The 11,404-nt window shown below is 38.6% G+C and carries 13 protein-coding genes; 9 read left to right on the forward strand and 4 right to left on the reverse strand.

Annotated features, from left to right (window positions below; genetic code table 11):
• Positions 1–20 precede the first annotated feature (20 nt).
• Complete coding sequence (locus tag Q2U82_RS05530; protein WP_410006702.1) at positions 21–782, forward strand: UDP-2,3-diacylglucosamine diphosphatase; 762 nt, start codon at positions 21–23, stop codon at positions 780–782.
• Between the two features lie 30 nt (positions 783–812).
• Here Q2U82_RS05530 and recJ read toward each other — a convergent pair whose 3' ends face one another.
• Positions 813–2,504, reverse strand: coding sequence for a single-stranded-DNA-specific exonuclease RecJ (gene recJ / locus Q2U82_RS05535; protein WP_410007135.1), 1,692 nt, complete (start codon positions 2,502–2,504; stop codon positions 813–815).
• A gap of 183 nt (positions 2,505–2,687) precedes the next feature.
• Between recJ and Q2U82_RS05540 the strand changes: the two genes are divergently transcribed.
• Together Q2U82_RS05540 and Q2U82_RS05545 are read left to right on the forward strand one after the other, a co-directional pair.
• Positions 2,688–4,166 (forward strand): T9SS type A sorting domain-containing protein, encoded by a 1,479-nt coding sequence (locus tag Q2U82_RS05540; protein ID WP_410006703.1) that lies wholly within the window; start codon positions 2,688–2,690, stop codon positions 4,164–4,166.
• Positions 4,167–4,248: 82 nt separating this feature from the next.
• The gene (locus tag Q2U82_RS05545; protein WP_410006704.1) at positions 4,249–4,839 is read left to right on the forward strand and encodes a carboxymuconolactone decarboxylase family protein; all 591 of its coding nucleotides are present in this window, start codon (positions 4,249–4,251) and stop codon (positions 4,837–4,839) included.
• Here Q2U82_RS05545 and rsmI read toward each other — a convergent pair whose 3' ends face one another.
• Genes rsmI through Q2U82_RS05560 form a run of 3 tightly spaced genes read right to left on the reverse strand, consistent with a single transcriptional unit; the run spans position 4,840 to position 6,677 of the window.
• Positions 4,840–5,514, reverse strand: a complete 675-nt coding sequence (gene rsmI, locus Q2U82_RS05550; protein ID WP_410006705.1) for a 16S rRNA (cytidine(1402)-2'-O)-methyltransferase — start codon at positions 5,512–5,514, stop codon at positions 4,840–4,842. It lies immediately after the preceding gene.
• 3 nt (positions 5,515–5,517) lie between these two features.
• Positions 5,518–5,874, reverse strand: coding sequence for a DoxX family protein (locus tag Q2U82_RS05555; RefSeq protein WP_068762775.1), 357 nt, complete (start codon positions 5,872–5,874; stop codon positions 5,518–5,520).
• A gap of 11 nt (positions 5,875–5,885) precedes the next feature.
• Entirely contained in the window at positions 5,886–6,677 is a 792-nt protein-coding gene (locus Q2U82_RS05560) for a hypothetical protein (RefSeq protein WP_410006706.1), read from the reverse strand.
• Positions 6,678–6,861: 184 nt separating this feature from the next.
• Between Q2U82_RS05560 and Q2U82_RS05565 the strand changes: the two genes are divergently transcribed.
• From Q2U82_RS05565 to Q2U82_RS05590, 6 genes are all read left to right on the forward strand, one after another.
• Positions 6,862–7,521, forward strand: a complete 660-nt coding sequence (locus Q2U82_RS05565) for a thymidine kinase (RefSeq protein ID WP_410006707.1) — start codon at positions 6,862–6,864, stop codon at positions 7,519–7,521.
• Position 7,522: 1 nt separating this feature from the next.
• Positions 7,523–8,632 carry an alanine racemase gene (gene alr, locus Q2U82_RS05570; RefSeq protein WP_410006708.1) on the forward strand — a complete coding sequence of 370 codons (1,110 nt, stop codon included), beginning with the start codon at positions 7,523–7,525 and terminating at the stop codon, positions 8,630–8,632.
• 70 nt (positions 8,633–8,702) lie between these two features.
• On the forward strand, positions 8,703–9,113 hold the full coding sequence (gene mscL / locus Q2U82_RS05575) for a large conductance mechanosensitive channel protein MscL (RefSeq protein ID WP_410006709.1): 411 nt from the start codon (positions 8,703–8,705) through the stop codon (positions 9,111–9,113).
• Between the two features lie 45 nt (positions 9,114–9,158).
• Positions 9,159–9,749, forward strand: coding sequence for an N-acetylmuramoyl-L-alanine amidase (locus Q2U82_RS05580; protein ID WP_410006710.1), 591 nt, complete (start codon positions 9,159–9,161; stop codon positions 9,747–9,749).
• A 145-nt stretch (positions 9,750–9,894) separates the two neighbouring features.
• A complete protein-coding gene (locus Q2U82_RS05585; RefSeq protein WP_410006711.1) occupies positions 9,895–10,884 on the forward strand; it encodes an aspartate-semialdehyde dehydrogenase in 990 nt (329 codons plus the stop codon).
• Positions 10,885–11,000: 116 nt separating this feature from the next.
• On the forward strand, positions 11,001–11,381 hold the full coding sequence (locus Q2U82_RS05590) for a DoxX family membrane protein (RefSeq protein ID WP_410006712.1): 381 nt from the start codon (positions 11,001–11,003) through the stop codon (positions 11,379–11,381).
• The last annotated feature ends 23 nt before the right edge of the window (positions 11,382–11,404 follow it).

The raw sequence follows: 11,404 nt of genomic DNA on the forward strand, positions 1-11,404 counted from the left end.
ACAGTTTCCTATCTTTGAATATGCAAATCCCACAGGGCAAAAAAATATACTTTTCCAGCGATAACCACCTTGGCGCGCCCACACAGGCGGAAAGCTTGCCGCGCGAAAAGATTTTTGTGAAATGGCTGGACAGCATTAAGCACGATGCTGAAGTGATTTTTCTCCTCGGCGACCTTTTCGATTTTTGGTTTGAATATAAAACCGTTGTTCCAAAAGGCTTTGTGCGAACTTTGGGCAAACTTGCAGAACTTCGCGACAATGGCATTCAAATCCACTTTTTTGTGGGCAACCACGATTTGTGGATGCACGATTATTTTGAAAAGGAGTTGAACATTCCAGTTTATCACGACCCAAAGGAATTTGTTTTCAACAACAAGCATTTCTTCATTGGCCACGGCGACGGTAAAGGTCCAGGCGACAAAGGTTACAAGCGGATGAAAAAGGTTTTTATCAATCCGTTTTCAAAATGGCTTTTTCGATGGTTGCATCCAGATATTGGCGTTCGTGTGGCACAGCATCTTTCAGTAAAAAACAAGTTGATTTCCGGCGATGAGGACAAAGAATTTTTGGGCGAGGAAAAAGAATGGCTTGCGCAATATTCAAAACGAAAACTGGAAAGCAAGCATTTTGATTACTTTGTTTTCGGGCATCGCCATTTGCCGATGGAAATTAAGGTAGGCGAAAATTCCACCTATTATAATCTTGGCGATTGGATTAACCATTATACCTACGGCGTTTTTGATGGGGAAAGGTTTGAGATGAAAACATTTCAAACTTCTTAAGAGAGGTCTCGACTGCGCTCGACCTGTCATTTATTCCATAATATCTTTTAAGCGAAGCTGTAAGCTCACATTTCCCTGCCATTCGTTTTCGTCAATACAAAAAGCAGCTTTAAAAGGTTTTCCGTTGCAGGCGATATCTTTTTTATCACCCAGCCCAAAACCAATCCCCGTAAATTGATTTGAATTTCCTTGTTTTACAACTACTCGCAAATGTGTTTTGTCTTCGCCCACACATTTTCCCCAGCCAGTGTCTTTTAGGTTTTGGGTCATAAATGTTGGAGTCATATTTCCTGGGCCGAAGGGTGCAAATTGTTTCAATATTCTGAAAAATTTTGGAGTGATGTCTTCCAAATCTATTTCAGCATCAATCTTTATTTCGGGTGTTAGTAAATGCTGCTCGATGGTTTCGGAAACCACGCGTTCAAATGCATTTTTGAAGTTTTCAAAATCCTTTTCGAATAACGTTAAACCCGCAGCATACATATGTCCGCCAAATTGTTCAATGTGTTCCGAACAACTTTCCAATGCATTATAAACATCAAATCCTTTTACGGAACGCGCGGAAGCGGCAAGCTTTTCGCCACTTTTGGTAAAAACCAAAGTCGGGCGATAATAGGTTTCGGTCAAGCGGGAAGCCACGATACCGATAACGCCTTTGTGCCAGTTTTCTTTATAAACCACAGTCGTCATCCGTTCTTCCTCTTTATTTTGAATTATTTGTTGAAGTGCTTCTTCCGTTATTTGTTTGTCTGCTTCGCGTCTTTCAATATTAAAACTTTCAATTTCAGTTGCGTATGTTTCGGCTTTTTCAAAATCAGTTTCCGTAAGCAAAGTAACAGCGTGGTTTCCGTGTTTCATCCGTCCAGCTGCATTTATTCGCGGGGCAATGATAAAAACCACATCAGTGATTGTAAGGGTTTCTTTTTTCACTTGCTTCAAAATTGCCTGAATTCCCGTGCGCGGATTGCTGTTTATCACTTTCAATCCGTAATGTGCAAGAATTCTGTTTTCGCCCGTAATTGGAACAATATCTGCCGCAATTGCGGTAGCTACGAGATCCAAATAAAGCAGCAAATCTTCAAGATGTAAACCTCTCTTTTCGGCTAAGGCTTGAATCAATTTAAAACCAACGCCGCAACCGCAGAGTTCTTTGTAAGGATATTCACAATCTTCCCTTTTTGGGTCGAGCACCGCGACAGCTTTGGGAATTTCCTTTCCTGGGCGGTGGTGATCACAGATTATAAAATCAATATCTTTTTCGGAAGCATATGCAACTTTGTCGATGGCTTTTATACCACAATCCAAAGCGATAATCAGCGAAAAACCATTGTCTTCTGCATAATCGATTCCTTTATAAGAGACTCCATATCCCTCGTCATATCTGTCTGGAATATATGTTGAAACGTTTGGGTAGTAACTTTTTAAATAGGAAGAGAGCAATGCTACGCTTGTGGTCCCGTCAACATCATAATCGCCATAGATTAAAATGTTTTCCTCGTTTTCGATTGCTTTTTCAATTCGTGAAACGGCTTTGTCCATATCTTTCATAAAAAAAGGATCGTGCAGTTCTTCCAAGCTTGGGCGAAAAAATTTTTCGGCTTCCTCAAAGGTTTCCACGCCGCGCTGAATTAAAAGTGTAGCAATTATTGGTTCAACCTTCAAAGCCTTTGAAAGTGAATTCACTTTTTCGGGGTCGGGTTTTGGTTTTAGGGTCCAGCGCATAATCTGTGAAAATTCCAAGTTTTTAAGTTCCAAATTCCAAAATTTGTATTGATTGTGAATATTAAATAAAGGGGAGAAGTGTAAAATTACAAAATTATGACTACTGTTTAAGAGTTTTTTGTATTTGATAATTCAGTATCTTGTAAGAATAATTCTCCCCGCTAACTTTAAAATTTTAGAATTATGAAAACACTTTTACTTTTTTTAGCAGGATTAGTTTCGTTTGTTTCTTTTGCGCAGGATGGTATTTTGGATACTTCTTTTGGAATCGATGGCGTGGTTATAACCGATTTGGAGAATGACCAAGATTTTGGATCGGCGATTGTTGAGCAAGCAGATCAAAAACTGGTTGTTGCAGGATCAACAAATATTGGTGGTGATTTTTTTCCACTACTACTAAGATATATGCCCAATGGAACTTTGGACACTACCTTCGGAACAGACGGAAAAGTAATTGCCACTTTTCTCGAGAATAGTTCGGGTTTCGGTTTTTTGCTATTGACAGATGATCAGAAACTGTTGTCTGCCATAAATACATTTGAAGGTGGAACGGAAACTTTTATCATTACAAGATATTCTGATACTGGAATATTGGACAGTACCTTTGGAATCAATGGAATTGTTTCAATTCCGGATATTGTTGTTTCAAAAATGATGCTTTTGGCTGATGGATCTATATTACTTTTTAGTAAGACATCCAGTGAGGTTACTTTTACGCATTATTTTGCTGATGGAAGTCTGGACCTCAACTTTGGAATTGATGGATATGCAACATCCTCATTCTCTGGAGGATTTTTTTCTACGAGAGGGCTAAAGAGGGACAGTCAAAACAATCTCTACATTTTGGCCACTCGCGATAACAACGCCTCTTCCGATGTTATTTTGATGAAATTTCTACCCAATGGATATTTTGATACTGCTTTTGGAATTGACGGAGTGGTGATAAAAACTTTCACGGCACAAAACCAGTTTGACAATATAAGTGCCGGATTTGACATTACAAATGATGAAAAGGTCGTTATCGCTGGGAGCTACGGTGGTTGCATTGATATAGGTGAACCTGCATTACAGACCTACTTTTTGAGATATTTAAATAACGGAATGCCTGATAACAGTTTTGGAAACAACGGCACCGTATTAAACCCTGTTTCATCCTTCCATATTTCACAATTGATTGTTCAGGACAATCAAAGATTGTTAGTCAGTGGTTCTATTCCTGATTGTTTTGAAGCAAGTTGGGCTATTTCAAAGCGCTATTTTTCAGGAGGAACTGTAGATTCTTCTTTTTCATCTTTACCTCTTGAAATGTTTAATGCAGAAACTATTCTGCAGGCGGACGGTAAAATAGTCACTCTTGGCTATAGTTATTGGTTCAATGGTCCCGAGGACATAATGTTGGCGCGTTTCAACAATAACCCATTGTCAGTGTCCGAATTTGAAACAAACAAGCTGATAATTTACCCAAACCCATCAAACGGAATTTTCACTATTGAACGCGAATTTTCTGAAATGGATAACTACCAAATCACAGATATAACAGGAAAAATTATTGCTAACGGCGAATTGAATGATACCCAAAGCCAAATAGATCTTTCAGCTGCCCAAACAGGAGTTTATTTTTTGAAAACTGCTAATAGTGTTTTCAGATTGCTGAAAAATTAAAGACCTCTTTTGAATTTGGAGCTTGTAATTTGGAATTTACAAATGGCATTTTGTACTTTCGGAAATCAAACAAATTATAGCTATGCCTTTAGTAACTCCACTTTCCCCAAACCACGACGCCGAAACCAAACAATTGGCAGAATTTTTCAACGAAACGCTCGGCTTTTGCCCAAACAGCGTGCTCACAATGCAGCACCGTCCGGCAATCAGCAAAGCGTTTATAAACTTGAATAAAGCCGTAATGGCAAATGAGGGACGCGTAACTTCAGCTTTAAAACGTATGATTGCTTGGGTAAGTAGCAACGCCACGGGTTGCCGCTATTGCCAAGCGCACGCCATCCGCGCTGCCGAACGCTACGGGGCAGAGCAGGAACAGCTTGACAATATTTGGGAATATAGAACCCATCCCGCTTTTTCTGAAGCTGAACGTGCTGCGCTCGACTTTTCTTTGGCCGCCAGCCAATTGCCAAATGCTGTTGATGATGAAATTAAAAAAAGACTCTACAAATACTGGAACGATGGCGAAATTGTGGAAATGCTCGGTGTTATTTCATTATTTGGCTACCTAAACCGCTGGAATGATTCTATGGGAACTTCCATTGAAGAGGGTGCCGTGGAAAGTGGGGAGCAGTATCTTGGTAAACATGGGTGGAATAAGGGTAAGCACATTTAATCAACTATTTCCTTTTACAACAACCACAATCTCTCCTTTCGGGGGCTTATTTTCAAAATGTTTTAAAACTTCTTCTGCAGTGCCGCGAACGGTTTCTTCGTGCAGTTTTGTCAATTCCCGTGAAACGGAAACTTGTCTGTCAGCTCCAAAATATTCCACAAATTGAGCAAGTGTTTTCAGTAGCTTGTGCGGCGATTCGTAAAAAATAATGGTTCGGTTTTCTTGGGCTAAAAGTTCGAGACGGGTCTGTCTTCCTTTTTTCACTGGAAGGAATCCTTCAAAAACAAATTTATCATTCGGGAAACCACTGTTTACAAGTGCTGGAACAAAAGCTGTGGCGCCGGGAAGGCAATCCACTTCTATACCAACTTCCACACAGGCGCGCGTAAGTAAAAATCCGGGATCGCTAATTGCCGGGGTTCCGGCATCGCTTATCAAGGCAATATTTTCACCATTTTGAATTCGTTTTACAATGCCCTCCACGGTTTTGTGCTCGTTGTGCATGTGGTGGGAATGCATTTGGGTGCCTATTTCAAAATGCTTCAGCAGTTTTCCACTATTTCGGGTATCTTCAGCGAGAATTAAATCTACTTCCTTCAACACTTCAATAGCGCGAAAGGTCATATCTTTTAAATTGCCAATGGGTGTGGGGACCAAGTAAAGTTTTCCCGTCATAATTTATGGACGTACCGTTTTTCCGAAGAAATAAGAAATTAACAAAAATAGAATCCCAAGTAAAGGAAGCGTAATACCGGGATCATCAACGCGGTAGTGAACAAAACTAGCCAAGACCATATCAAAAAATAATCCAGCGTAGGCCCATTCCATGACCCATTTCGGTTTTCGTAAAAGGATAAAAACGATTGCCAAAATTTTTGCAAGCGCCATTGGTATTACTAAATAGGATGGATATTGGTAATCCTGATAATAACCTTCAATTACCGCCGTATCTGTTAAATACATAAATGCGGAGTACAAAAACAAGGCACTGAGCAGCCCTGTGGCTATCCAATAGATGGTTTTTTGGGCTGTCATAAATTCGGAAATTAGTTAAAACTTTTTTCAATAATATTCATAAACCTTTCTGAATATTCATCTTTGTTGAGCCAATAATTGTAATCTGGTTTCACCTTGCCTTTTATAAAGCTTTGTGCTTCATCAAAGTTTTCCATGGTATTTATCTGTGAAAGCACGCGGGTGTAATCTTCTGCCTGTCCTTCAAAAAGATGTTTTATAAAGGCCAAACGGTCGTTCAAGCCAATGTTCAAACCTTTGTTTATAGAATCGTTCAACGATTTTGCCCGTGACTCGGTCATTGTTTTACTGGCTTGGGTTCCTTCAACGGATTTTGGAAAAAGCTCCATAGTTTTTCGTTCAAACTCGGGCATTTGCTGATAGTTTGAAGCAAATTCCTCTAAATCGTTTTTCGTGAATTTTACTTCAGCTTTTTGCGGCGCTTCAACGGAAGCGGCTTCTTGATTTTTAGGAAGCAATTCATCCAACAATTCATCAATGCGCTCGCTTTCCTCCGGCATTTGTGCAACGATATCTTTAATTTTTTCCATCAAAGGTTCAATAAGATCTTCCTTGTGTTCGGGCTGTGGCACAGGCTCGGGCTCTGTAAACCAATTTTCCTCACGGAAACTTTTAGAGTCTAAAGCTGCTGCAATTGGTTTTTCAGCATTGTCTTCCAGTTGATTTTCAAGATATTCGAGCACTGTCAACTTTTCATAGAGTTCGCCCACCAATCCCTTAACGGAAGCGGTTTTAAACGTTTTTTCTTCTTCAATTAATTGCTTTGCCAGCACTGTAAGTTGCTCGCGGAGTTTCTTCTTCATATCTTTTTAAATTAAACCGAATTTCTATTTTGTTTTTATAAATTTACGCATCCTTTATGTAAACGTCAACTATTTTTGTTTTCTTGTTTAAATCCTGCAATTAATGATGGTCTCAAGCAATCTTCAAGTTGAACAATCGTTTGGAAAGTTAATTAATGGGCAATGTTTCGCGTAAATTTAAACTATGTTTCTTGAAAATACCGTAAATCAGAAAGAACAATTTGGTTGGATTGAAGTAATCTGTGGCTCCATGTTTTCAGGAAAGACCGAAGAGCTCATCCGAAGGCTAAAACGCGCCCAATTTGCTAGACAGAAAGTAGAAATTTTTACACCTTCCATAGATACAAGATACGCTGAAGATGCTGTGACCAGCCACGATAGCAACCAAATTCGTTCCACACCTGTACCTGCAGCGGCTAATATTCCAATTTTGGCTGATAACTGTGATGTTGTGGGCATAGACGAAGCCCAATTTTTTGATGACGAAATAGTGAAGGTATGCAACGACCTCGCCAATCGCGGCGTTCGGGTAATAGTTGCAGGACTCGATATGGATTATAAAGGCAACCCTTTTGGCCCCATGCCAGCTTTAATGGCAACTGCAGAATATGTTACCAAAGTACACGCAGTGTGCACACGCACTGGAAACCTTGCCCATTACAGCTACCGAAAAGCAAAAAGTGAAGCTTTGGTTTTACTTGGTGAAACTGAAGAATATGAGCCTTTGAGCCGTGCTGCATATTTTAAAGCACAACTTCGTGACAAAGTAGTGAAACTGGAAGTGAAAGAAGCAGAAGAAATAAGCCAAGATAAATCTTCCGAAAAAACAGGAAAACAAGCATAATATGCCCAAAGCCACTGAAACCTTATTAGAGATAGACCTTAACGCGCTCGACAATAATTACAGATATCTTACCTCAAAATTAAAACCCGAAACCAAAGTTTTAGCGGTGGTAAAAGCCTTTGCCTATGGAAGCGATTCCGTGGTAATTGCTAAGGAATTAGTTGATTTAGGCGTTGATTATTTTGCAGTTGCATATGCTAATGAAGGCGAAACGCTAAGAAACGCAAAGATTGAAACCCCAATTTTAGTGCTGCATCCACTTCCTGTTAATTTTGAAGTGATTGTAAATCGCTGTTTGGAGCCAAGTATTTATTCCCTAAAAATGCTGGAAGCGTTTATCGCTTTCGCAGAAGAAATAAAGCAAAGCAATTATCCTATTCACTTAAAATTCAATACAGGATTGAACCGATTGGGATTTGATGAAAATGAGATTTCTTTTATAGTAGAAATGCTTTCAAAAACCAAAAGTGTAAAAGTGAAATCAGCTTTTTCGCATCTTGCTGCGAGTGAGGATTTAAAGTTGAAAGATTTCACACTTAAGCAGATTAATGGTTTCCATAAAATTTCAGAAGAACTTACAGCAAAACTTGGTTATAAACCGCTTTTACATTGCGTAAACACTTCTGGAATCATCAATTATCCCGAAGCGCATTTTGATATGGTCCGTACGGGAATTGGTCTTTATGGCTTCGGAAATGACAAAGAGGAAAACAAACATTTAAAACCTGTGGGTACCTTAAAAACTGTTATTTCGCAAATCCACGAGGTAAAAGAAAGTGAAAGTGTGGGCTATAACAGAGGTTTTATTGCTGAAAAGACTACGCGTTCTGCAACGCTTCCCATTGGCCACGCTGATGGAATTCCGCGTTCCTATGGAAAAGGCAAGGGTTGGGTAACTATTAATGGAAAAAAAGCGCATATTCTCGGCAATGTTTGTATGGATATGATAATGGTAGATGTAACCAGTATTGATTGCCAGGAAGGTGACGAAGCTATAATTTTTGGTCCTTCCACAACTGCTGAAGAATTATCGGCAGCAATAAATTCTATTTCCTATGAATTGATAACAGCGGTTTCACAAAGAGTAAAACGGATTATTTGTAGGAATTAACCAGTGGATGGTAAAAAAATAAATAGTTTTAAGTAAATTAGTGTTTATTAACTTCTAAAAACCAATCAACATGTTAAAAGAATTTAGGGATTTTATTATGACCGGCAACGTGGTCGATTTAGCCGTTGCTGTAATCCTGGCGGGTGCCGTTGGGCTCGTTGTTACAGGATTTACAAATGATATGATTATGCCGCTCGTTGGCCATTTTACTGGCGGAATGGATTTTGCCGATCTAAAATATGTCTTGGATCCTGCTGTAATTGGTCCAGATGGAGAAGTAGCCAAACCAGAAAATGCAATTATGTATGGTCGTTGGATCAATGCCTTGATAAACTTGGTGATTGTTGGCTTTGTATTGTTTTTAATAGTAAAAGCTTACGCAAAAGTTAGAGCCAAAAAAGAAGAAGCTCCAGCACCGCCTCCAGGCCCATCAGAGATTGATTTGTTGATGGAAATTCGTGACGAACTTAGAAAAAAGTAATTTCTAAACCTTCTTTGCGTTATTATTATTTAAATATAAAATTTGATGATAAAAAACCTTAGAATTTTTGGATTTGTACTACTGTTATTTACGTTTTCATTATCATATGCAAGCGAGAAAATAATAGTTATCGATGTAAGCCACGGTGGAAATGACGATGGATTTGCAATAGATGGAATTAAGGAAAAAGATCTTGCTTTTGAGATTGCTTTAAAAATTGTAGCTCTAAATACAGCAGATGATGTTAAAATAATCTTGACTCGTGAAGGAGACTATTCTGTCGCCTTAAAAGACCGAGTGGAACATATAAATTCCTTGAATCCGGATTGCGTTATTTCGCTCCATATTAATTCACATAAGGATATTGATGTCAATGGATTTGAATTTTTTGTAAGTACCGAGAGTGTTTTGACTGAAAAGTCAAACGCTTTGGCCCAGCAGATTGAAAACTTCATTTCTAAGGAATTCGCAAGCAACGGTATCAAAAATGCAAATTTCTATATGCTAAAGAATGTAACATCACCAGTCACGCTTATTGAAATGGGATTTTTAAGTAATCCAGATGATCTGAAATTATTAACCTCCATAGAAGGACAAAATAAAATTGCAGAAGCTATTTATAATACAATAAAATAGTTTACTGTTTGATCAAAATAAATACCGCTACATTACATATTCTAACCTTAAACCCTCCTTGCTAAAGCTTTGGAGGGTTCTTTTTTGCTTTTTATTCAGAAAAAATAACTTGCTATAACCTACTTTTGCAGAAAATTAGACAAAAATGAAATTAGCTTTGGTCGGTGCCACCGGAATGGTTGGCGAAGTAATGTTAAAAGTTTTGAACGAACGAAATTTTCCAATTGACGAATTACTTTTGGTAGCTTCGGAAAGATCTGTGGGAAAAGAAATTTCCTTTAAAGGAAAAAACCATAAAGTAATAGGTTTAGAAGAAGCCGTTGCAGCAAAACCAAATATCGCCATTTTTTCTGCTGGTGGAAGCACTTCATTGGAATGGGCGCCAAAATTTGCAGCGGTGGGTACCACGGTAATCGATAACTCTTCAGCTTGGCGAATGGAAGCAGACAAAAAACTCATCGTTCCCGAAATTAACGCACATTTGTTGACCAAAGACGATAAAATAATAGCCAATCCCAATTGCTCCACCATTCAATTGGTAATGGCTTTGGCGCCACTTCACGAAAAATATAAAATGAAACGTGTTGTTGTTTCTACCTATCAATCTGTTTCTGGAACGGGTCTTAAAGCCGTTCAGCAAATGGAGAATGAAATGGCCGGAATAAAAGGTGAAATGGCTTACCCATACCCAATCCATAAAAATGCATTGCCACATTGTGATGTTTTTGAGCCAAATGGTTACACCAAAGAAGAAATGAAATTGGCGCGGGAGCCCCAAAAAATATTGGACGATCGTACTTTTTCAGTAACCGCAACGGCTGTCCGTATTCCAACAGCAGGAGGCCATAGTGAAGCAGTAAATGTTCAGTTTGAAAATGATTTTGAATTGGGCGATATTCGAAAAATTCTGCACAATACCCCAGGAATTACTGTTCAGGACAATCCAGATACCAACACCTACCCGATGCCAATTTACGCGCACGAAAAAGACGATGTTTTTGTAGGCCGCATCCGGCGGGATGAAACGCAACCGAACACATTAAATATGTGGATTGTGAGTGACAACCTTCGGAAAGGTGCTGCAACCAATGCTGTTCAAATAGCAGAATATTTGCTTAACAATAAACTTGTTTAGTTTTTAAGATAAAAGAAAAGAATCTTTTTAAAGATTTGTTAAAAAAACGCACTTTTTTTAAAGATGCGTTTTTTATTTTCAGTACCTTTAAGGATTAACCCTTAAAAATTAAGCCTATGAATTCAACTTTTACTAAAATCCTGAGAATTATTTTAGGCTTGGGATTAATTTTTTTCGGACTGAGCAAACTGATTCACTTCAGCTTTATGCCTACGCATATCTATACTGGAGATGCGGCTATTTTCATTGACTCGCTAAGCAATACAGGCTATATCCTAAAAGTTGTTGGTTTTTTTGAACTTGTTATCGGATTGCTCTTACTGTTTAACAAATGGGTTCCATTTGCTTTGCTTTTACTGGCACCTATAACATTAAATATTCTGCTATTCCATTTGTTTATGGATACTCCAGGACTTATTATCGCTGTAGTGATCTTGTCCTTAAACGCCATATTGATCTACAAACATTGGAAAGTTTACAGGCCGCTATTTCTCTGAAATTGAATGTTTTTGTTAAAATG

This window comes from Aequorivita nionensis (assembly GCF_046352995.1).
GTDB classification, from domain to species: Bacteria; Bacteroidota; Bacteroidia; order Flavobacteriales; family Flavobacteriaceae; genus Aequorivita; species Aequorivita nionensis.

What these genes read in the sequence shown, in the direction of transcription:
- Q2U82_RS05530 (WP_410006702.1), top strand. Translation starts at nt 21, where the DNA reads ATGCAAATCCCACAGGGCAAAAAAATATACTTTTCCAGCGATAACCAC.
- recJ (WP_410007135.1), bottom strand. Translation starts at nt 2,504, where the DNA reads ATGCGCTGGACCCTAAAACCAAAACCCGACCCCGAAAAAGTGAATTCA.
- Q2U82_RS05540 (WP_410006703.1), top strand. Translation starts at nt 2,688, where the DNA reads ATGAAAACACTTTTACTTTTTTTAGCAGGATTAGTTTCGTTTGTTTCT.
- Q2U82_RS05545 (WP_410006704.1), top strand. Translation starts at nt 4,249, where the DNA reads ATGCCTTTAGTAACTCCACTTTCCCCAAACCACGACGCCGAAACCAAA.
- rsmI (WP_410006705.1), bottom strand. Translation starts at nt 5,514, where the DNA reads ATGACGGGAAAACTTTACTTGGTCCCCACACCCATTGGCAATTTAAAA.
- Q2U82_RS05555 (WP_068762775.1), bottom strand. Translation starts at nt 5,874, where the DNA reads ATGACAGCCCAAAAAACCATCTATTGGATAGCCACAGGGCTGCTCAGT.
- Q2U82_RS05560 (WP_410006706.1), bottom strand. Translation starts at nt 6,677, where the DNA reads ATGAAGAAGAAACTCCGCGAGCAACTTACAGTGCTGGCAAAGCAATTA.
- Q2U82_RS05565 (WP_410006707.1), top strand. Translation starts at nt 6,862, where the DNA reads ATGTTTCTTGAAAATACCGTAAATCAGAAAGAACAATTTGGTTGGATT.
- alr (WP_410006708.1), top strand. Translation starts at nt 7,523, where the DNA reads ATGCCCAAAGCCACTGAAACCTTATTAGAGATAGACCTTAACGCGCTC.
- mscL (WP_410006709.1), top strand. Translation starts at nt 8,703, where the DNA reads ATGTTAAAAGAATTTAGGGATTTTATTATGACCGGCAACGTGGTCGAT.
- Q2U82_RS05580 (WP_410006710.1), top strand. Translation starts at nt 9,159, where the DNA reads ATGATAAAAAACCTTAGAATTTTTGGATTTGTACTACTGTTATTTACG.
- Q2U82_RS05585 (WP_410006711.1), top strand. Translation starts at nt 9,895, where the DNA reads ATGAAATTAGCTTTGGTCGGTGCCACCGGAATGGTTGGCGAAGTAATG.
- Q2U82_RS05590 (WP_410006712.1), top strand. Translation starts at nt 11,001, where the DNA reads ATGAATTCAACTTTTACTAAAATCCTGAGAATTATTTTAGGCTTGGGA.